The organism is Mesomycoplasma sp., assembly GCF_056854695.1.
In genome coordinates this window covers 18,642-41,921 of sequence record NZ_JBXGGF010000008.1, presented here as the reverse complement: position 1 = coordinate 41,921, position 23,280 = coordinate 18,642, and the positions used below count along the sequence as shown (strand labels likewise).

Below are 23,280 nucleotides of genomic sequence, written 5' to 3'. Positions count from 1 at the left end.
CTTATTTTTTTATGTATGTAAAAGAGGTTTAATATGGAAAAAGTTAACGATCAACAACAAGTTCGTTTAAATAAATTACAACAATTACAAAAACACAATGTTGCTTATTTACAATCTAAATTTACACATGATGATTGAAATAAAATTTATAACAAATACCAACAAATAGAAGCTCAAGAACTAGTTGATTTAAAAATAATAGCTAGTTTTGCTGGTCGTTTGATTGCGCAAAGAGGTCCGTTTTTAGTAATTTTAAGCAATGGAGAACAAATTCAGCTTTATATTGATAAAACTTCAAATCAAAGCTTACAAAGTCAGTTATTTTTACAAAATTTAGATTTGGGAGATATCATTGAAGCTCAGGGTGTTTTGTTTAAAACAAAAACAGGGCAACTGAGTTTAAAAGTTAAAGAATTTGTTTTGCTCACTAAAGCACTCAAACCTCTACCAGATCAGTATTACGGTTTAAATGATGCAGAGGATAAATATCGTAAGCGCTATTTAGATTTATTAGTTAACCCAAAAACTCGTCAAACTTTTATAACACGTAGTAAAATTATTTCATTAATACGTTCATTTTTCGACAACCAAAATTACCTAGAAGTCGATACCCCTTCTTTGCAATCTATTTTAGGCGGAGCTAGTGCAAAACCTTTTATTACTCACTACAATGCCTTACATAGAGATTTTTATTTAAGAATTGCAACCGAAATTCCACTTAAAAAACTTCTTGTTGGTGGAATTGATAGAGTTTATGAAATTGGTAAAATTTTTCGCAATGAAGGTGTTGATTCAACTCATAATCCAGAATTCACTTCTATTGAATTTTACCAAGCATATGCTAATCTAGAAATTATGATGGATCAAACCGAAAATTTATTTTCTTATTTATTTACCCATTTAGGTATTGAACCTAAATTGCAATTTGGTAAATATGAAATAGATTTTAGTCAAAAATTTGCACGACTAGACATGGCTAGTGCGGTTAGTGAATTAATTGGTCAAAATATTAATGAACTAAACTTTGTTGAAATTAAAAAAATCGCTGATGAAAAAGGTGTAAAAAGTGCCAACTTCTTTAATAAAGGGCACATTATTGCTGAACTTTTTGCTCATTTGGTTGAACCAACTTTAATTCAACCTACTTTTGTAACTGGTCATCCAATTGAAATTTCTCCACTTGCAAAAAAAATAAGTAATGAGTCTTCTTTCACACAACGTGCTGAATTATTTATAGCTGGTAAAGAATTTGCCAATATGTTTAGTGAATTAAATGATCCATTTGATCAACTTGAACGTTTTGAAGCTCAAATAGCTGAGAAAAACTTAGGTAATGACGAAACTAGCGAAGTTGATCATGAGTTTGTCGAAGCTCTAACTTATGGAATGCCACCAGCTGGTGGGTGTGGAATTGGAATTGATAGGTTGGTTATGTTATTAACTAATAATGAATCTATTCGTGAAGTTATTTTATTTCCACAATTAAAAAATAAAAAACAACAAGGATAATTATGAAACTTTTTTTTGCTTTTGATTTGGATGGAACACTACTTGATCATCAAAATTTTATTCATCCAAAAACAATTAGTGCACTTCAAAAAACCAAAGAGCAAGGTCATGTTTTAGCTATTGCAACAGGTCGTGGTTTAAGTGCAACTCTAGAAATAGCAAACTCCTTTCCTTATTTTGATTTCTTAATCGCTAATAATGGAACACTGATTTATGATTATCAAAATAAGCAAGTTTATAACAATGGAGCAATTGAAAGTGAAATTGTTTTAGAAGTTTTAAAAGATTGTCAAACTACTAATTCTATTTGCTCACTTAGTTCTGCTAATCAATTGTACAAATTTGCCCCTGAATCAAATTATGATTGATTAAAAAATCAACATATTATGGATATTAATGCTTATAAAGATATTAATATTTATGAAATTGGCAAAGTGCTTGAATCTGAAAATATTACTCAAATTTCTTTTAGAAATCAAGAAGATAAAATTACCGATTTACACAAAAAATGGTCAGCACAATTACTTAACAAATACAAAACAACAATTACTAATCGCATTTTTTTAGACATAAATCCACTTAAAGTAGACAAGTGAGAAGCCCTTAAATTTGCATTAGTTAAATCAGGGCTAAATAACCAACATTTAGTAACTTTTGGTGACAGTTCCAATGATTATGAGATGATTAAGAATGCTAGATTAGGTTATGCAATGGGTGGATGTACACCAGATATTGCTGAAATTGCCACTAAAGTTATTGGCTCTTGCACTACTGATGCAATTGGAAACCAAGTTGAATACATTTTAGAAAATAAAGAGAAATTATTTTAAAAAATAAACTAAAATAATAAAAAACCTAGACAAAGTTTGTGTCTAGGTTTTTTAATTCATCATTAACTTGCTAATTTACTTTGAACTAGACAAATTAGGATTTAGAATAACCCACTTACCTGTTTTGGCACTACCTACATATTTAATATTTTTATTTTTTGTTAGACTTCTAATATCTCTTTTAATTGTAGCAATTGAAGCACTGGCAATTTGATTTTGTAATTCAGAAATTGTTATATTTGTGTTTTTTGATATTAAATCAATAATCTTACTAAATCTTAAATAAATATCTAATTGTTTGTTTGGAGTTTCAGTATCATTAATGTTTCTTTGAGTATCATTTTTATCACTTTGAGTATCATTACCTAGTTTTTGAGTATCATTTTTATTGATTTCGCTATCATTGCTTAGTTTTTGAGTATCACTTTGAGTATAATTTTTATTGATTTCAGTATCATTAATGTTTCTTTGAGTATCATCAATATTTCTATTAAATAAATCTAATTTAACAAAATTAGAATCAATTATGTACTTGGGTTGTTTATTAAAATTTGAATAACTTTCAAAAATTCTTCTAACTCCAGCTCCATAATTTTCAATTATTCCAATTTTATTTAGTATATCAACAATTATTTGATTTCTTCGACCTGATACTCCATATTTTAAAGATTCAAGCGTCAAACCATTTGGTAAACCACCAGAAGAAAAAATAGATACTCTATCATCAAAAAATTCAATTTTAATTTCTCCATTAAAACTTCAATCACAATGACAAAAACAATTAACAATAGCTTCTCGCAATGCAACTTCTGGAATATCATGAATTTCCTGCCTGCTTGCTTCGCCTGAAATCAAAACTTTTTTGCGATTTGATAATTTCGCAAAATGAATAATTTCTTCTAGTTGCTTTAAAATAGAACCTTTAAATTCTTTTTTATCTAAAAACACATTTACTGTTGTTCCTTGGTAAACAGCAAATTTGCTTATTTTAGGATTTTGATCACTAAAAAGCAAAGCAGCATTATTATAATTTCCATCTATGTCTTTGAGTGATAGTCTAATCAAATCAAATGGAATTTGTTTTGATTTGAAATAATTTTCAAGATAATTAAAAGTTAAATTCTTCTCAGAAATATTAACTTTTTCAAAAGGAATTTGACTATACGAAATAAACATTTGTCTTATTTCTTCACTACTAGCCAATCTTTTTGAACTAGCAACCCTTATGTAAACACCTTTGCCATTAAAGCCATCACCATCTTTAAAATAATAGGGTTTGTTTCGCCCTTCTTGAATTGTTATTCTAAAAGGAATTTTATTAGGAAAAATTTTTATTAAGCTTCGAGTATCTAAGTTAAATCCATCATTAATTCAATTTGTTAGAATTTCATTTCAACTATTAGATTTTTCTTTTATGATTTTCTCATCAATTTTGCCAGAATCATCTACACCTAGAAGAATTTCCCCACCTTTGGTGTTCAAAAAAGCAACAATTTCCGCTTTAAATTGACTTGCTTTTTTAGGTAAATCTAACTTATATTCTGTTCTTGAATCTTCCATAATGTATTCTCTATGTTTTATAAATTATAATTTAAAAAAGCATATTTTGCCTTTAAATTCCTATGTTTTTAGCTGAAAAATGGCTAAAAAATATTATAATTATTAATTTAAAAGTTTGGAGGTTAATAAGATATGATACCAAATGGTTTTGAAGGTAAATATGCCTTTAAAGAAGGTGAAGCTATTGGTTCACTTTTTATTGGTAATTTTGAAGTGCCAATTTATGCTTTTGTTATAGTTTTGGGAATGATAGCTTCAATTATTACCATCGCTTTCTTTTGGAAACGCGAAGGTTATAAACTAGATCATTTTTACACTTTAGTTGCAATTACAATTCCAACTTCTATAATTGGAGCACGTTTAGGATTTATTGTTGAGCGTTTAGTTGTTGGTGACATTGCACATTTAGCCCATTGATATAATCCGCGAGAAGGTGGAATGTCAATTCAAGGTGGTGTGTTCTTGCCAACTATTGCCAATTTAATTTATGCATATTATAGAAGAAAAGATTTTGATTGACGTAAAGCTTTTAGCTTTATTTTACCAGCAGTTTTAATTGGGCAAGCCATTGGTCGTTGAGGAAATTTCACTAACCATGAAGTTTACGGAAAAATGGATGAAACTGGTTCTACAGTAAATTGACTTGGAAGTTTTATTCGTGACAATATGTATATAACAGATAGCAATGGCAGCACTGGTTTAAGAGTCCCTTTATTTTTCTATGAGTTTTTAACATCACTGTTTGGATATATAATCTTAGTTTGAGTGTTTAACCTATTTTCATGATTAAAACCTGGAACAACAGGAGCACTATATATTATTTACTACGGAATTGTTAGAAGTTCTATGGAATTCTTGCGAGAAGAAGCCTATGTATACTATTTTGTTTTATCTGTTTTAATGATTATCATAGGTCTTTTATTGTTTGTGCGCTTCCAATTTTTTGCAAATTACACTTTAGAATGAAAAGATAAGTTTAAATTTAAATTAGTTTACAAGCAAAGATATACAAAATCTATAGAAAAAAAATGGGGCATTAATTGAACTCGTTGAAATAGAATTAAAAATAATAGTGAAAGTAGTGATACAATTCAAACTGCTATTTAGCATAAATAAATAAATTTAAAGGAGTAAATATGAAACAATATGATGTAATTATTATAGGAGCTGGTCCAGCTGGCTTAACAACAGCTCTTTATGCTTCTAGAGGTAATTTGAATGTTTTAATTTTAGAAAAAGGGGCACCAGGCGGTAAGTTACCTAGTCAATCTAAAATTGAAAATTGACCTGGAGATGAAACCATCGAGGGTGCTCAGCTTGCACTTCGAATGTACAAACATGCTTTAAAATTTGGAGCTAGTCACTTATATGGTGAAGTTTCCAATATTGAATCAAAAGGTGAATTTGAACACTATGTTTATACAAGTGATGGTGAAGTTTACCAAGCCAAATCTGTTGTTGTAGCAACAGGGATGGTAGAAAGAAAACCACTAGACATCAAAAACTTTTTAGATTTTGAAGGTCGAGGGGTTTCTTATTGTGTTATTTGTGATGGTCCTTTTTATAGTGGCAAACCATCTGTGATTATTGGTGGTGGAAATTCAGCCGTTGAGGAAGGTTCTTTTTTAGCTTCTATTGCTTCAAAAGTTCATATTTTAGTTCGTGATGGAGCTTTTAATGCTGAGAAAAAATTGATTGAGGAATTAGTTTCTAAAGAAAATGTTGAAGTTCATTTTAACACTAAAGCTTTGGAATTAAAAGGTGATGAAAATGGATTGCAAGAAGTTGTTGTTGAGAAAGAAGGGCAAACATTTTCAATTAAAACTTCATCATTATTCCCATATATTGGTTTTTTACCAGCTACCAAGTTTTTAGTTAATCACAATACCTTAAATAAACAAGGTTTTGTTATTGTTGATCAGTATTGTGAGTCTAAAACTAAGGGTATTTATGCAGTTGGAGATGTTATAGAAAAAGACATTCGTCAAATAGCAACTGCTGTTAATGATGGTGCTATTGTTGGAAAAATTTTAACTAATAGAATTTCATCTTAAATAAGTTTTAATATAATAAAAAGCAACTAATTTATAGTTGCTTTTTATTATTAACTAAATATTGAAAATTAAATAATTTTATTTTATTGTAAAATAATACTATCAAAAAAACAAATAAGTTTTTGATATTAAATTCTTAATTAGAAAAAATAAAAAACACAAATAATACTATTTGTGTTTTTTATTGAATATTAATTTTAATTAATTATTAGTGTGCGTATTTTAAACCTAATGCATTTAAAATAGTTTGAATAATAAAGTTAAATGGTTTGTTGAAGTGTGGTAAGAAGTAAAAGTCTGATAAAGCAATTTCTGGCAATGTCATTCCACGTTGGATTGCAAGTGATAAGAAGTAAATTGCTTCAGTGTGATTGAATGCATGTCCATATGAACCAATTTGCGCTCCTAAAAGTTTAAGAGTTTTACGGTCATAAGTAATTTTAAATCAAACTTTAGATTTGTGTTGCATAAATTCTGGACGGTCAAAGTCTTCTAGGTATTCTGTTGCAATATCACTAATTCCGTTTAATTCACATCCTTTTGAAGTATACCCTGTTGATGCAAAGTTAAATCCGAATACACTAATTGCATTTGTTCCAACATAACCTGGGAATTTAATGTTAGTGTTGCCAGCAGCACTAAATGCTGCAACAATTCCTGATTTAACAGCATTAGTTGCTAGTGCAATGTGAGCATGCTCACCAGTAACATTGTGTTTCATTGAAGCTGAATCACCAATTACATAAACATCTTTGTCAGTTAAACTTCTTTGGTATTCATCAACTTTAACTGCACCATTTCTTGTTTTTTCAAATCCTTCTAGTAGTTTTGTATTTGGAACAAATCCAATTGATAAAATAACAAGATCAGCTTCGTAAAGCCCTTTGTCAGTTTTAACAGCCGCAACTTTTTTACCATCTGCTTGTGCAATAAATTTTTCAACTTTTTCACCAAGAGCTAGTTTGAGCCCATCGTAACGCATTTTTGATTCCATTTTGGAAGTGAATTCTTCATCAAAATAGTTTGAAATAACTCTTTCTTGCATATCAACTAAAGTGGTATTTTTACCATTTAGACAAAACGCTTCAGCTAACTCAACTCCAATGTAACCAGCTCCGATAACAACAACATTTTTGATTTCTGGATCATTTAATTTTGCTCTAATTTCTTTAGCATGAGTAAAAGTTTTAGAAATTAAAATGTTTTGTAAGTCAATCCCTTCAAATGGAGGAATAATAGGTCATGTTCCACCTGCAAACACTAATTTGTCATAAGTATCAGTAAAGGTTTTACCTGTAACAAGATCTTTAACTTCAACTGTTTTTTTAGCACGGTCAATTGAAATTACATCGTGTTGTAATTTGGTTTGAATTCCCATACGTGATAATTGCTCAACATTTGAGTAAAATAAACCATTTGGGTCTTGGAATTCACCACGTACTCAAAGTGCAATTCCACATCCTAAAAATGAAATATCAGTGTTACGATCATAAGCAACAACTTCAGCTTGAGGATGAATTGTTTTAAGAGTTCTTAAAAAAGATGTACCAGCGTGATTGGCACCAATAGATATAATTTTCATGAAATTACGCTCCTTAAATAATAATTAATAATTATACCAAATTATAGTTGTGATAACTATGAAAAATAAGTGAAATTATTCAAAAATAATTATTGTTTTCTTGTAAAATTAAACCTTTATTCTAGAAAGTAAAAAAATTGCAGCGGTTTCTGCTCTTAGTATTGTTTTTGTCAATCTAATTGTTTTGAAATCTGAAATCTTAGCAAGTTGAACTTCATTATCACTAAAGCCACCTTCGGGCCCAACTAAAAAAATGGTATTTGTGGGAAAAAGTGTATTCAAATTCTCTTTTTCTACTTTTTCATGAGCAATAAATTTGTGTTCTATGTGTTGATATTTGTTCAATAAATCCTTGAGTTTTATAGGGTTTTCTATTATTGGCACAATATTTCTAAAAGATTGTTGAGCTGCATGAAGAGCAATTTCTTCTCAGCGTTTTATTTTGCTTTCAATATTATTGATTTTAATCTCACAATGCTCACTTATAAAAGGAATTATTTTTGTAACACCTAGTTCTGTAGCTTTTTGAATTACGAATTCAAAATTTTTAGGTTTAATCAAGGCCATAGCTAGAATTACAGGTTGCTCAAATTCGTGATTTTTCACAATTTCAGATTCAATTTTTGCCAAGTTGGGAGCAACGAAACTACATTTAAAAAATTTAGATTCGTAGACACAAATAAAGTCTTTATTTTCAAGCCGAACAACTTTAAGATGTTTGACAGTTGCTGTTGAAAGAATGAAAAAATCACCTTGTTTTTGATTAACGAAAAAACGAAACATAGCTTTAATTTTATAGTATTTTATTTTTTTTAAGTTTAGAAAATTAAAAAAATAACTAAGTTTAATTTATTTGCTAAAATTTAAATTAAAATCCAGGAAAATATTAATTAAAAAAGGACAATTATGGATAAGAAAATAACTTCAAAGCAAATTAGGCAACTATGATTAGATTTTTTTGCTAACAAAAATCACCTTATTGTTGAAAGTAAGTCGCTTGTTCCTCACAATGACCCATCACTTTTGTGAATCAACTCAGGGGTTGCAACTTTAAAGGATTATTTCACTGGTAAAAAAACACCACCAAGTAAACGAATAACAAACTCACAAAAAGCTATTAGAACTAACGATATTGAAAATGTTGGTGTAACTTCTAGACACCACACAATGTTTGAGATGCTTGGTAATTTTTCAATTGGTGATTATTTTAAAACAGAAGCTGTTGCTTTCGCCTTTGAATTTTTAACAAAACATTTAAAACTTGATAAAGATAGACTTTACATAACTTATTTTGCAGAGGATGAAAAAACTAAAAATCTTTGAAAAGAACAAGGGGTCCAACCCGATCATTTAATTGCTGGAACTAGAAAAACTAACTTTTGAGATATGGGACTTGGACCTTGTGGTCCTTGCACAGAAATTTATTATGACCGAGGTGCAAAATTTGATACTTGTGGTGTAGAATTGATTCAAAACGACATTGAAAATGATCGTTTTATAGAAATTTGAAACATAGTTTTTTCAGAATTTAACAATGATGGTGAAAATAACTACACACCTTTAATCAATAAAAATATTGATACTGGTGCTGGTTTTGAACGAATTGTTTCAATTTTACAAGATGCCCCAACTAATTTTGATACAGACCTGTTTTTGCCAATAATTTTTGAAGTTCAAAAACTAACTAACTTTGTTTACAAACCAGAAAACTATTTTGAAAAAGATGAAAAACAACAAAAAATAAACACCTATTTCAAAATTATTGCCGACCATATTCGAAGTGTGGTTCATGCCATTAATGATGGAGTTGAACCTTCTAACACACATCGTGGATATATAATTCGAAGATTAATTAGAAGAGCATATCACAGTGGGAAAAAATTAGGAATTCAAAAACCTTTTTTACACACTTTAGTAGACACAGTTAAAGAAACATTGATTTATCCGATTGATGTTGAAAAAGTAGCAAAAATTATTGAAAAAGAAGAACAACTTTTTGAAAAAACCATTGAAAATGGTGAAATTTTACTAAATAAGGAAATTGCCAAAAATAAAGGAACTTTTGATGTCCAAGTTGCTTTTAAACTTTATGAAACATATGGTTTTCCTATCGAACTAACCAAGGAAATACTATTTGAAAAAGGTATAAATATTGACTTTAATGAGTTAGAAAATTTGAAAGCTCAGCACATCCAAGTGTCTCGTGGACAACAATTTGTTGGAATGGAAAAAGCTGTTAATTCATTGGCGCTTGTTGAGTCTAAGATTGGTAATTTTATTGGTTATGATACTTTAGAATCGCAAGCCAATATTGTTTTTTTAGCTAATTCAGAACAAGAAATTGAGCAAAGCCAACCAGGTGAGCAAACTTATGTTATTTTTGATCAAACTCCTTTTTATGCTACAGGAGGTGGTCAAAAACACGATCAAGGTTTTGTGATTCAAGGTGAGCAAAAATTAGAAATCATTAAGGTTTTTAAAGATAAATTTTTAAATAATGTTCACATTGTTAGTGGTCAATTAACTAAAAAATTACCAGTTAACTTAGTTGTAAACAAGTCAAATAGAACTAATTTAGAACGCAATCACTCAGCAACTCACTTATTATTTAAGTCACTTCGTGATCAATTTGGTTTACAAATCAAACAACTGGGTTCTGACAATAATGAAAATCGTTTGACATTCGATTTTCCCGCAGATGTAAAACCAACTGAAGAAGAAATTCGTCAAATTGAGACTAGAGTTAATGAGTTCATTTCTAAAGCAGTTGATAGAAAATACTTAGAAACTAGCATCAAAGAAGCTGAAAAACTCAATGCTATTATGACTCTTGAAGAGGCTGAGTACATGGATCCGAAAAATGTTCGTCTTGTTCATTTTGAAGGTTTAACTACTGATTTATGTGGTGGGACTCACATTGCAAATACATCACTAATTGAAAAATTTAAGATTGTTTCTTGTCAAAATAAAGGAACTGGAATTTATAGAATTAGAGCCATCACCACAAATGCAAAATATCTTGAATTTATGCAAGAATTTAATTCTGAAAAAGAGCAAAATTTAGCTAGAATTATTGCCAAAAATAAGGAACTTAGTTCAAATTACAACTTAAATATTTCTTTAACATCTAATCCAGATAAAAATAGCGAAATTCTTGATGAGTTGATTGAAATAGCTAAAAATGACTATAAAAACCTACTAAAAGCACAAAAAAACGATGTTAGTCAACTTGTTTTTGATGTAAATAAAATTGTAAAAATTAACAATTATCAATTTTATTTAGATTTTGAAATTTCAAGCGCATCTTTAAAACAAGCAGCTGCTACATGAAGAGAAGAATACCCACAAGTTTGTTTTGTTTTAGGGGCAAAAGTCAACCAAGACAATTATTTATTAGTCGTAGCTTCTAAGGATTTAAAAGCAAATGAAGTTTTACAAAAAGTTTTACAAACTTTTGATGGTAAAGGTGGCGGAAACCAAATTATTGCACAAGGTAGCTTTATTTTTAAAGAAGAAATTGAAACTATTGATAAACAAATATGCAAAATACTAGCAGAATTTTAGCCATTGATTTTGGCACCAAAGTTTGTGGGTTTGCAGTAAGTGAACCTTTAACTGGCAATATTTTCCCACTTGCTAGTTTTGAATATAAAAATAAAGATTTGATGCAAGTTATTAAAAAAATTAAAAATATCATAGCAGATTATGATGGGAGTTTTCCAATATCTACTTTAGTTTTGGGCTATCCTCTTAAATCAGGGCATCTAAAAACTCAAACTACATTTTTTGTAGAACAATTTCATCAATTGCTTTTAGCAAATTTTACTAACTACAAAATAGAATTAGAAGATGAATCTTATAGTAGTAATGAGGCTAAAGCAATTTTAGACGAGTTAGAATTTAGTCCTACAAAATATAAAGAAAAAATTGACCAATTAGCTGCATATATTATTTTACAAAGATATTTGAGCAAAGCAAATATTTCAAAATTATCTCATTTTGAACAATAAAAATTGTCTTATAGTTTGTTTTTAACATATTTAAACAACACTTGTAACAACCTATAATTACCTATAAAATACCTGTAAAAATTTGTCTTTCCACATTTTCTAGGCGCACCACCCTAGAGAGTACCTAGAAAAAACATAGATAAGCACACTTTCTAGGTGCGCTACCCTAGAGAGTGCCTAGGAAACTTTAAAAAATAAAAAAATAGAAACCAAAAAAATTTCTTAGCAATACATCTTATTAAAAAGAATACTAAAAAATAATTAATAAATTTAAAACTTTTTATTCTTTTAAAAACGTCTTCACTACTTAATTATAGAAACTGATATTTCAAATTTGTATAATAAAAAAAGATTATTAACTGATTTTTTATAAATAAAAAGAAAAACTCAGTTTTTAAAAGACTTACTAAAAAGCAGTTTTTTTAAAGAATACTTGAACTCAATTAGAAAATTAAATTAAAAGTTGAAATTATTGATCAAATCATAAATAATTAAATTATTTTTTTCAATAAACATCTCTTGACTGATAATGCTTGCTAGTGTTGTTTTTAAAAATCTTTCAATAAAATATAATTTTGAAAATAATAGTTGACTAATTTGAACATCATTTTTTATAAGTAAGTTAATATTTTTAAAATTTTTGTTTAAATTTAAGATTTTTATTTTTTTCTTATTTAAATAATAATCATCTTCAGATATTTCTTTTCATAATTCGCCATATTTTTTGAAAAAAATTTTTTTATCAACTTTATTTTGTTAATTATTATTTTAAAAATTTGGTTGTAAAGAATTTTTTATATGTTTTAAAATTTCTTTGTTTAGATTATAACCAGTATTTTCTTTATTATAATTTATAAATAGATCTTTAATAACAACAATGTAATTATAATATCCAAAATACGCAAATTATTTTGAATTTTAATGTTATTTTATTAAAGAAAATAAAAATTAATAAGTATAGGAATTTTTTAATATTTTACTAATTAGCAGTATCTATGAATTTTTCAATTAATTGATTGTATTTTTCAAAAATATCACTCATTAGCTGAGCTAATTTTTTATGCATTTCAACATTTGATTTTCTAAAACTATATTTAATAAGATTAGCAAATTGGCTTGTTTCAGAATCAAAATTACTTTGTCTAAGTGATTTGTTCAAATATTCGATAACTTCTTCTCTATTTACATTAATATTTTCTTTTTTAATAGTATCAAACATTAAAATTAAATCTTTTTTAGCTTCTTCAGTTGAATATTGTGACAACTCATAAGTTGTCATTTTAGAAATTTTACCTTGAATTTTGGTAATAAAATTTCTAATTAATTCTGATTTTTTTCTTGTATCATATGAAGCATTCGCTGATATTTCAGCTTCTCGACTTAATTGATTAATACTAATAGTTGGGTTGTTTTTTGCATTTTTTTGAACAATTTCTAAAACTTGAGCTAAGTCATATCTCATGACTTCTCACATTTCAACTTCGTATTCAAGGTCATCTTCAATACTTTCTTTATCTGCATTAACCATATGTTTGAGTTTGTCTCTAATTTCGTGAAGAGCACTTTTGTAATTATCGAGTTTGGTGCCACTTAAAAGTATTTTATCACCGGTAAATTCAGGAAAGCACTGAAGAATTAAGTCAAGCTTAAGTATTCTAGAAAATGATTTAACAAATTTTTTATAAGTATTTTTATCCTGTATGGTTTGTCAATCAGAATTTTCAATTGGAAACTTTTCAAGTAATCGTTCAACATTTTTTTTGTAACCATCACGATCAAATAATATAAATCGAATATTTTCACTTGCTGGATTTTGGTGACCATAATAGTAATTGTTAAAACTGTCAAAAGAAATAAATGTTTTTACTTCTTTTTCTTCTGCAAAAATTCTAAAAGCTTTTTCCAAATTATATTTTAAATCACGAAATGAAATAATGTTGCCCTTTGGTTTTAAAGCATTAAAAATACGATTGGTTCTTGAAATGGCTTGAATAAGTCCATGATCTCTTAATAATCTATCTATCCAAATAGTGTTAAGTCTTTTGGAGTCAAAACCAGTTAGAAAAATATTAACAACAATTACAATATCTAATTCTACTTTTTTGATTTTATCTGCAACATCGCCATAAAAAGTATAAAATCTATTTTGATCAATGTAGTTATTTCTAATGTATTTATTATCATACATTTGGTAAAAGTCGTCAATTACATTGGCTAAAAAATCTTTATTTGATTTGTCTAGTTGTTCAATTTCTAGATCACTACTTTCTGCTTCACTGGCACTAAAAATTGTAGTTACCTTAATTTTTTTATCTTCATCTAACTTTGCTATTTGTTTTTTAAATTCATCATAATATTTACGAGCAAGTTCGATATTTTGAACAGTAAAAATTCCATTAAAACCAGGATCGTTTGGTCTTAAACTTTTTCTTGTATATATAGGATGGTTTTTCAAAATTGATTCTACAATTTTAGATATTCTTTTTGGCGATGCTAAAGCCGAATCTTCATCAATATCGATAACATCACGGTCATTCATATTCTTTTTTTCTAAAAAATTAGAGTAATGTTCATAGTGAAAACCAAGAACATTACCATCAGCCATGGCATTTCCAAGTGTGTATGTATGTAACTGATTTTTAAAAATATTTTCAGTTGTTAAGTTAATGTTATCTAGTATTTTATCTTCGTTTTTCAAAGCTTTTTTGTCATTGGTTAATTTTTCTAAAGTTTTTAATGCTTGTAAATTGCTATTTTCAGCAAAGATAGGTGTTCCAGTAAATCCAAAAATATAGGATTTTTTAAATTTATTGTGAATATTTTGTTGCATTTGCCCAAATTGCGAACGATGACACTCATCAAATATTAAAACAACATTTTTATTTAAAACCGGGATATTCTTTGAATTGGTATTTTTTGGTGATAAAACCTTATTGAGTTTTTGAATAGTTGTTATAATGATTGAATGATTTTTATCATTTAACTTTTCTTCTAAATTTTTAGAGCTAGAAACACCTTGTGCTGCCCCTTTTTCAAAACTATCATATTCTTGTTGAGTTTGCCGATCAAGATCTTTCCTATCTACAACAAATAAGACTTTTTCAATAAAATTTGTGCCATTTTCTTTTAATCTGGCAGCTAATGTGGCAGCTTTAAATGATGTAAGAGTTTTTCCAGAACCTGTGGTATGCCAAATATAACCTTTAGATTCATCTTGATTTCATTTTTTATTTAAGTAAGCAAGTCTAATTTGATTAAGTATTCTTTCCACAGCTGTTATTTGGTAAGGTCGCATAACAAGCAACTTAGGATTTGCACTATTTTCGCGTTCTAGTACACAATATTTTGTAAGAATATTTCATAAAACAAATTTGCTAAAAAAATAGTATGTAAAATCTACTAAATCAATAATTTTTGTATTTTTCGCATCTGCTCAATGTGAAGTAAATACATAACTTTGTTCTAGTTTCTTTTTATCATTTTTATCGGCTATAGTTGTATTTGAAAAATACTTAGTTTCCCCCCCATTTGAAATAACAAATATTTGGACAAATTCAAATAAACCAGTTTCACCTCAAAAACTTTCGTTTGTATATCTGTTAATTTGACAAAAAGCCTCTTTAATATTTTTACCACGTCTTTTTAGCTCAACATGCACTAATGGTAAGCCATTTATCAAAATTGTTACATCATATCTATTTTGATACTTATCACCTTTGTTTTTGACTTGATTAACAACTTGAAAAGAGTTGTTAAAATAATTTTCTTTATCAATTAATTTAAGGTTTTTGGAACTTCCATCATCTCGTTTGATGCTAAAAATTTCTTCTCTTCTTGATTGAATGAGTTTGGTTTTATCGATATTTGTAAATTTTTTATTAGCTATTTTTTCAGTTCAAATATAATTTCATTCATTTTCACTAAAAATAGTTTTGTTTAATTCTTCAAGTTTTTTTCTTAAATTTTTCTTGAGTTCATCACTATTTTTAATGTGCTCGGCATATTCATAACCAATTTCACCCAACATTTCTATAAATAGATTTTCAAGATCTTCTTCACTTTGGTAATATGATTCATCTTTTTTTTGATGTTTGAATTCTGATACTACAACTCAATCTTCGCTTTGGATAAATGGTTTAAAATATTTTTTCATAAAAAGTCTTTCTCAAATTAATTTTGGATTAGTAATTTAATAATTTTACTAAAATAATATTGATATTGATTAGAAATTAATCTTGCTTGATTTTCTAAATTATCTATTAAATTATTGTTATTTTGCTCTAGTTTTTCTAAAACATTAACTATTGAATTTTGTTTATAAATTGGTGGCAACAAAATTGAAATATTCGAAATGACATCTTTTCCTAAGTTTGGGATTGCCGAATCATTGTTTACATATAGTCTTGCGACATTATCTAAAGCATATTTAATATATTTTATATTATTGTGAGTTTTGGGTATTAGTAGCCCACAATGACTATTCATATTAAATTTCCCATTTCTATAAAAAATCTGACCAGCATAACCGTCTGTAGTTCATGTTAAAAACTCACCATCATAATCATAACTATCAATTTTGCCAATTTCACCATCATTTTCAGTAGAGCCAGAATAAACTGGATAATCGCCAGAATTTTCTAAAATATACTCTGTAGTATATTTGCTATTCCCTCTTTTAATGTCAAATAAATCAGAAATCAAAAACTCTCGTGGCTTATTTGAAACATTTTGCATTCAATAATTAATCAGAATGATTAATTCGTCTCTCTCTCTCTCTCTCTTATCTAGCAGAACATCAATAATACTTTTTTGATAAATACCAAATTGTTTTTTTCTCAATTCTATTTCATTGTCCATAGAGTTGATCAGTGAATTATTATTTTCATCAAAATCAGATAAAAATTCAACAATTTTATTTTGAATATTGATAGGTGGTATGCGAAGTGAGATGTCTTTTAAATTTGTTAGTGGTAGTTTTGGTCGTCCGCCATTTTCATTTCTATGTTTAATGGCTATATGTGAAAGAAAAAAGTAAAAATATTTTATGTTGATTTTATTTGATTTGGTTTGTAATACACAAGAATCAGAGTTTATACTAAATTTCCCATTTCTATAAAAGACATGTCCAGCATCTCCATTTAAAGTTGCAGTTAAAAACTCACCATCATAATCATAAGTGTTGATTTTACCAAGTTCACCATCATTTTTTGTTGCTGAAGAATAAACAGGATAATCTCCAGGATTTTTTAAAATATATTCTTTACTATATTTACTATTTCCTCTTTTAACTTCAAATAGATCAGAAACTAAGAATTCTTGATTTTCATATAATGCATTTTGCATTCAATAATTAATCAAAATGATTAATTCGTCTCTCTCTCTCTCTCTCTCTCTCTTATCTAGTAAAATATTAATAATACCTTTTTGATAAAGGTTAAATTGTTTATCAGTTAAAACAATATTTTCATTTAAACTCTTGTTTAAATTTAAATTTGTTTGTTGAAATTCATCAAGAATTTCAACAATTTGGTTTTGGATGTGAATTGGTGGTATGGGAATTAAGATATTTGAGATTACATTACTACCTAGATTTGGAACAGCACAACTACTATTCACATATTTTTTGGCAACAGCCTCTAAAATATATTTAATATATTTTATATTGTTATTTGTTTTTGCTTTCAATAATCCACAAGCTTGATTCATACTAAATTTGCTATTTCGATAAAAAAAAGTTCCAACATTTTCGCCACATGCTGTTCATGTTAAGAACTCACCATCATAATCATACGTATTGATTCTACCCATTTCTCCATCATTTTTAGTTGCTCCAGAATAAACAGGATAATCTCCAGGATTTTTTAAAATATATTCTTTAGTATATTTACCACTTCCCATTTTAACTTCAAATAAATCACTTAGAAATTTATATTCTATTAATAAACTATTTTGCTTATTAGAATTCTCTTTTAATAATAAATTATGATAGTAGTTATATTGTTGTTTTCGTAATTCTATTTCTTTAGTAATAGATTGAATTAATGAATTTTTGTTTTCACTAAAACTAGACAAAAATTCAACAATTTGGTTTTGGATGTGAATTGGTGGTATTGGAAGTAAGATGTTTGAAATAATATTGCTTGTTAATTTTGGAATAGGACAATCATCATTCACATATTTTTTAGCCATACCTTCTAAAACATACTTAATATATTTTATATTGTTATTTGTTTTTGCTTTCAATAATCCACAAGCCTGATTCATACTAAATTTACCGTTTCTATGAAAAAAAATTCCAGCATATTCTCCATATACTGTTCATGTTAAGAACTCACCATCATAATCATATGTATTGACTCTACCCATTTCACCATCATTTTCAGTAGAGCCAGAATAAACTGGATAATCGCCAGGATTTTCTAAAATATATGTTTTATTATTCTTACCATTTCCTATTTTGATTTCAAACAACTCAGTAACTTTTTCTAACTCAATTTTGTCTATATTTTGTTTGATTAGTTCAATTAATTTATCAAATTGTGACATCTTAAAACTCATTTTCTTCTATTTTTTTGATAAGCAAATCTATAGCATTTCTATGCTCTTGTTCTTTTAGAACAAGTTCGGAAATTTCTTGATTTAGTGCATTAATATCTATTTCTTTTTCAGGTTCTTGTTCAACATATTTAGATACAGATAAGTTATACTCATTTTCAATAATTTCATCAATGCTAACTAACTTGCTGCGATATTGAATTTCTTTTTTCTCTTTAAAAATCGATGTAATAAATTCGATATTTTCCTCATTTATTTTATAAAGTTTAGGTAATTTTAGGTATTGATCTCGAGCATCTATGAATAATATTTTGCCATCAACTCTACCTTTATTTAAAACAATAATACATGTTTCAATACTTGCACCAAAGAAAATATTTCCAGGTAAATGGATCACCGCTTCTAATGCTTGTTCTGTTAAGTATTTTCTAATATTTTGCTCAGCTCCTTTGCGATACAATGTTCCAGGAAAACTAACAATTGCAGCTCTTCCATTATTTTTTAACTGATATAAAATGTGCATAACAAAAGCTAGATCAGCTTTAGATTTGGGAGCCAAAACACCAGCCGGACTAAATCTTTCATCACTGTGTAATTGAGGATTTTCGTCTACATTCCAGTGAATTGAATAGGGCGGATTAGAAACAATAACATCAAATCGTTGCTGAACATGTTGTGGATTTAGTAGAGTATCTCCATGAGCAATTTTAAATTTGTCATAAACAATATTATGTAAAAACATATTCATTCTACAAAGATTGTATGTTGCTATATTGACCTCTTGTCCATAAAAAGCTTCAACATTAATATTTGGATTTGATTGAAACTTTAGAAGTAAAGATCCTGTTCCACAAGCCGGATCGTAAACTTCAATTGATTTTTTCTCTTTATTGGTAGTTGTTAAATTTATAAGTAGTTGAGAAATTTCAGGTGGAGTAAAAAATTCACCCCCACCTTTTTTAACTCCTTTGGCAAATTCTTCCATCAAAAATTGGTATAGTTCACCGAACATATCCATATTGTCTAATTTTATGTCTAGATTATCTATTGCAAATAAAATTTCAACAAACCGACTATTTCTTTCACTTACTGATAAACCAATTTTAGTATTTTCTAAAGATAAACTTGTAAAAAGTTTATCTAAAGGTTTGTCTCCTTTAGAAGTTACACTATCTCTTTCAATTGTTTGAAAAACTTGACTTAGTTGTTCGTTAAGATTTGCATTATTTTTTGCATCTTTTATTAAATTACTAAAAAGATGAGAAGGTTTGATAAAAAAACCAGTAATTTTTATAATATTTTCTTTATATTCTTTAGCATTTTCATCTGCCTCTTGACTATAATCATAGTCATCATTAGGATTGCTTAGCTTATCGTGTTCTTTTAACTTGTAAACTAAGTGTTCGGAAAGAAATCTATAAAATAAAAATGTAAATATATATTCGGAAAACTCAATAGGACTTGCATTTTTGCCTCGCAATTTATTTGCCAGTTTTCAAAAATTATTAAATAATTTATTCCTATCTTGATTATTGTTGCTATTATTGGTTTCCATATTGTTCCTTTTTAAATATTGAAATTTTTCAAAAATATAAAAAAAATCCACTACATAAGTAATGTTTTGTAGTAGATTTAATTATATCAAATTTATTTATTTTGAATTGGATGCAATCCAACAAGGTCAGCAGTTTCAATAAAGGCTATTGATGCACCACCACCTGTTGAGATGTGACTAAAAAATGATTGAAGCCCTTGATTTTCAACAGCAGCGACTGAATCACCACCACCGATAACACTATAACAATTTGGTAATTTAGCAATTATTTTAGCAACTGATAGAGTACCTGTTCTAAAGTTGCTAAATTCAGCAACTCCTAAAGTTCCATTTCAAAGTACAGTTTTAGCACCTTGTAATTGTCTTTCAAATAATCTAATTGATAAGGGTCCAAGATCCATCCCCATAGCTTTTTTGTCAAGGTTTAGTGGATCGTTATGGAAATAAACCGGTTTAGTATCTTCGAATTCATAGCTACAAGCTACATCAATTGGTAAAACAATTTTTTCTTTATATTTATTTATAAGATCGCGCGCTAGCTCTAATTTATCATCTTCAACAATTGATTGACCAATTTCAAAACCTAAGGCTTTTCTAAATGTATAAGACATTCCACCACCAATTAGAACTTTGTCAGCTTTTTGAAGAAGTGATTCTAAAACTCCAATTTTATCAGAAACCTTGGCACCTCCAACAATAGCCATGAAAGGGCTTTCAGGACTTTCAACTACTTTAGAAAGAGCTTTTAGTTCTTCTAAAACCAAATAACCCAGAGCTGATTCGCCAATATAGGTTGCAATTCCAACATTTGAAGCATGAGAACGGTGCATTGTTCCAAAAGCTTCATTAATAAAAACATCACCTAGGGATGCTCAATATTTTCCAAGTTCTTCACTATTTTTGGACTCGGCTTTATTATTTAGATCTTCAAAGCGGGTATTTTCTAATAAAATGATTTCCCCATTTTGCATATTTTTAATAGCTTTTTCAACTTCCACACCTTTTGTGTGTGGCACAAAAGTAACTTTTTTTCCTAAAGTTTGTTCTAATTTTTCTGCAACAATTCGAAGAGATTTTTTAGCAAGATCTTCTTCGGATTTAATCCGTCCAAGGTGAGAAAGTAAAATTAACTTTCCACCTTGATTTATAACTTTGTTAATACTATTAATAGTTGCATCAATTCTTTTAGTTGATGTGATTTGCCCATCTTGAATTGGCACATTGTAATCAACGCGCATTAATACTTTTTTGTTTAAGAAATTAATGTCATCAATAGTTTTTTTATTTGCAAAACTTGAATTATTCATAAATTTGCTCCTTTATGCATAAATTAATTTATAATATTATAAGATAAAAATTACAAGTTGAACTTATTTTAAAATAATTTAACTTCATTTTTAAAATGCTATAAAAGTAAGTGAATTTTATTTAAAAGCTTGCTTTTTATGGTAAAATTTTTAAAATGAATTTTTAATAAATATTACAAAAGAGAATCACTATGGGGAAAAATAAAATTCTTAAATTCTACAGTTCTGAATTATGCTATGAAAACAATGGGCAACGTGTTTGTCAACACACACTTCGTTATGATAAACAAACCATTGGTGTTTTTGCTAATTTTTTTGATTTATTAGTAAAGATTAATAGCCTTAATTTGGTTTCACGTCTATGAGTGCGCCAAAATAAAAAGTTTGCTTTGGTTATTAAGTTTCCATTTAAAAGAAGTCTTGATTCTCTTAATGCTGCAGATGTGCAAATGTTATTAGAAAAAATTGCTGACCCATCTAGCACTGGTGATATTATTGAACAACTTCAATATACAGAAGAAGAATTTGCGCAAGTTTTAGAAGAACAAACAAATAATAAAGATCTTAATGTTTCTAAAACAATTAATAAAATTTTATTTAATGTCGAAAGTGATGAAGAACCTGTTGAGTGTGAGGTTTGTCAAGAAAGACTTAAACAAGATGAATTAGAATGCTGTTGTGATTCAATTGAAATTAATTTAGATTCTTTTGATTTATCTTGTGAATCTGGAGCATGTACTACCAAAGAAGAACCACATAGTGATGAATTAGAGTCAAAAATTGCTGAAGAAGATTTTTATTCATGTGATTGTCCTAAATGTTTAGGTCAAGATGTTGAAGAACCAACAATGGTTGCAGAAATAAAAGAATGTAAGTGTGATAGTTGTGTTGATGGTTTCGATCACATCAAACCTGTTGTTGTAGATGAATTAGTAACCAAAGATTTTTCATGTCATTGTGAAAATACTCAAGAATTTAGCAAATCTAGTTCTAAATTTAGTGATGTTGATTCAGAATTATTATATAGTTGTAATTGTGTAGATTGTGCTAATGAATATAAAGATGTTGTTGAATCAACAGGAGATCAAGTCGACTTGCCTGTTGAAACATTGTTGAGTAATAGTTGCAAAACTAACCATTGTTCATCAATTAGTTCAAATAATTTTGTTAAAGAAGACATTTCTGAACCAATAGCTAAGGAAAAATCCTACGAGTTACCTTATGAATGTTTTTGTCATGAATGCCAAAATCCAAGTTCAGATCTTGATTACATTTTATCATTCAAAGACTCTAAACCACAAACTATAGAGCATGAACTACCTTATGATTGCAAATGTCAATTGTGTACCGGACAAGAAATTGAGCCAACTCTTGATTATATTCTAGAGCAAAATCGTTTAATTAACAATTCACAAGAACAAGTTTCTATTTCTACTGAAGAAATTATTGTTGAGCCAACTAGTTCAAATTTAGAAGAATTATGTGAATGTGATCATTTAGAATGCGATGATCTAGAGTTAAATCCAGTTGTTAACTTGGATCATTTAATTGACCCAACACCTGCCCCTATTATAGCTTCAACAGAATTTGTTTGTCCAGCTTGTCAACACATTGCTACTTGTGACTTTTGTCAAAGATATAAACTATATTTACTTGAAGCTCTTGAATGTCAAGGATGTCAAAAATTATTTGCCGACCGTGGAATTTCAATAGAAGAGTTACTAAAATCTTATTTCCCACATATTAGTTACGATGGAAAATCTCATGGATCTCAATTATGTAGTTTAAGTACTTCTGAGCAAGAATGTCCACTTGCTAAATTAAAAGATCAAACTTTTGTTGACTCACATGATTCAAATCGTGGTATTATCTACACACCTGAGGATGGAGTTGACAGTGATTCTTATGATGAACTTTTAGATGGCAGTGTTAACACCAAACGTGGTTATGGTGGTGGAGTTGGTGGTCCAGCAACTGGTCAAGGTGTAGGTAGATTTGCAGTTGATGATACTTCAGCTATTATTGGTGCTGTTTCTGAAAAAAATAAACCAGATGAAGAGATTGTTTTAGTTACTACTAAAAAATCAGGATTTTGAGGAATTCCAGCTTATGTGCTTTGATTTATTGTATTTGGATTAATTGCAGTTATCATTGTTGTAGTTGTTATGTTCTTTATTTTTAGTGCAAGTTTAGTTTAATTAACTAAAATTTAATAAAATAAAAAAACTAGTTTTTAAGCTAGTTTTTTTATTTGTAAAAAACTAAAAACCCGAAACAAATTCAATATTATCATTGTTTAAAAACAAATAAAAGCAAAG

14 protein-coding genes are annotated in these 23,280 nt (G+C 28.1%); 7 read left to right on the top strand and 7 right to left on the bottom strand.

Annotated features, from left to right (window positions below; genetic code table 4):
* Nucleotides 1-33 precede the first annotated feature (33 nt).
* Together lysS and ACJHWB_RS02035 are read left to right on the top strand one after the other, a co-directional pair.
* Nucleotides 34-1,509, top strand: coding sequence for a lysine--tRNA ligase (gene lysS / locus ACJHWB_RS02040; protein WP_483132844.1), 1,476 nt, complete (start codon nt 34-36; stop codon nt 1,507-1,509).
* A 2-nt stretch (nt 1,510-1,511) separates the two neighbouring features.
* Nucleotides 1,512-2,339: an HAD family hydrolase gene (locus ACJHWB_RS02035; protein WP_483132843.1), complete on the top strand. Its 828-nt coding sequence runs from the start codon at nt 1,512-1,514 to the stop codon at nt 2,337-2,339.
* Nucleotides 2,340-2,414: 75 nt separating this feature from the next.
* Here ACJHWB_RS02035 and ACJHWB_RS02030 read toward each other — a convergent pair whose 3' ends face one another.
* Nucleotides 2,415-3,899, bottom strand: a complete 1,485-nt coding sequence (locus ACJHWB_RS02030) for an ATP-binding protein (RefSeq protein ID WP_483132842.1) — start codon at nt 3,897-3,899, stop codon at nt 2,415-2,417.
* 132 nt (nt 3,900-4,031) lie between these two features.
* Between ACJHWB_RS02030 and lgt the strand changes: the two genes are divergently transcribed.
* Entirely contained in the window at nt 4,032-5,006 is a 975-nt protein-coding gene (gene lgt / locus ACJHWB_RS02025) for a prolipoprotein diacylglyceryl transferase (RefSeq protein ID WP_483132841.1), read from the top strand.
* 29 nt (nt 5,007-5,035) lie between these two features.
* Nucleotides 5,036-5,953, top strand: a complete 918-nt coding sequence (locus ACJHWB_RS02020) for an NAD(P)/FAD-dependent oxidoreductase (RefSeq protein ID WP_483132840.1) — start codon at nt 5,036-5,038, stop codon at nt 5,951-5,953.
* A gap of 208 nt (nt 5,954-6,161) precedes the next feature.
* Here the strand turns inward: ACJHWB_RS02020 and ACJHWB_RS02015 are convergent, their stop codons facing one another.
* Both ACJHWB_RS02015 and ACJHWB_RS02010 read right to left on the bottom strand, forming a co-directional pair.
* On the bottom strand, nt 6,162-7,535 hold the full coding sequence (locus tag ACJHWB_RS02015) for an FAD-dependent oxidoreductase (RefSeq protein WP_483132839.1): 1,374 nt from the start codon (nt 7,533-7,535) through the stop codon (nt 6,162-6,164).
* 108 nt (nt 7,536-7,643) lie between these two features.
* On the bottom strand, nt 7,644-8,318 hold the full coding sequence (locus tag ACJHWB_RS02010) for a 16S rRNA (uracil(1498)-N(3))-methyltransferase (protein ID WP_483130925.1): 675 nt from the start codon (nt 8,316-8,318) through the stop codon (nt 7,644-7,646).
* A 123-nt stretch (nt 8,319-8,441) separates the two neighbouring features.
* Between ACJHWB_RS02010 and alaS the strand changes: the two genes are divergently transcribed.
* Both alaS and ruvX read left to right on the top strand, forming a co-directional pair.
* Nucleotides 8,442-11,099 (top strand): alanine--tRNA ligase, encoded by a 2,658-nt coding sequence (gene alaS, locus ACJHWB_RS02005; RefSeq protein WP_483132838.1) that lies wholly within the window; start codon nt 8,442-8,444, stop codon nt 11,097-11,099.
* The gene (ruvX, locus tag ACJHWB_RS02000; RefSeq protein ID WP_483132837.1) at nt 11,075-11,545 is read left to right on the top strand and encodes a Holliday junction resolvase RuvX; all 471 of its coding nucleotides are present in this window, start codon (nt 11,075-11,077) and stop codon (nt 11,543-11,545) included. The genes alaS and ruvX overlap by 25 nt, the downstream gene beginning before the upstream one ends.
* 979 nt (nt 11,546-12,524) lie before the next feature.
* On the opposite strand, the gene ACJHWB_RS01995 is transcribed toward ruvX, so the two are convergent.
* From ACJHWB_RS01995 to ACJHWB_RS01980, 4 genes are all read right to left on the bottom strand, one after another.
* Nucleotides 12,525-15,698 carry a type I restriction endonuclease subunit R gene (locus ACJHWB_RS01995; protein ID WP_483132836.1) on the bottom strand — a complete coding sequence of 1,058 codons (3,174 nt, stop codon included), beginning with the start codon at nt 15,696-15,698 and terminating at the stop codon, nt 12,525-12,527.
* 17 nt (nt 15,699-15,715) lie between these two features.
* Nucleotides 15,716-18,091, bottom strand: a complete 2,376-nt coding sequence (locus ACJHWB_RS01990) for a restriction endonuclease subunit S (protein ID WP_483132835.1) — start codon at nt 18,089-18,091, stop codon at nt 15,716-15,718.
* A gap of 1 nt (nt 18,092) precedes the next feature.
* Entirely contained in the window at nt 18,093-19,655 is a 1,563-nt protein-coding gene (locus tag ACJHWB_RS01985) for a type I restriction-modification system subunit M (RefSeq protein WP_483132834.1), read from the bottom strand.
* A 92-nt stretch (nt 19,656-19,747) separates the two neighbouring features.
* Entirely contained in the window at nt 19,748-20,962 is a 1,215-nt protein-coding gene (locus ACJHWB_RS01980; protein WP_483132833.1) for a phosphoglycerate kinase, read from the bottom strand.
* A 191-nt stretch (nt 20,963-21,153) separates the two neighbouring features.
* Here ACJHWB_RS01980 and ACJHWB_RS01975 point away from each other — a divergent pair, with 191 nt between their 5' ends.
* A complete protein-coding gene (locus tag ACJHWB_RS01975; protein WP_483132832.1) occupies nt 21,154-23,160 on the top strand; it encodes a hypothetical protein in 2,007 nt (668 codons plus the stop codon).
* Nucleotides 23,161-23,280: the final 120 nt, after the last annotated feature.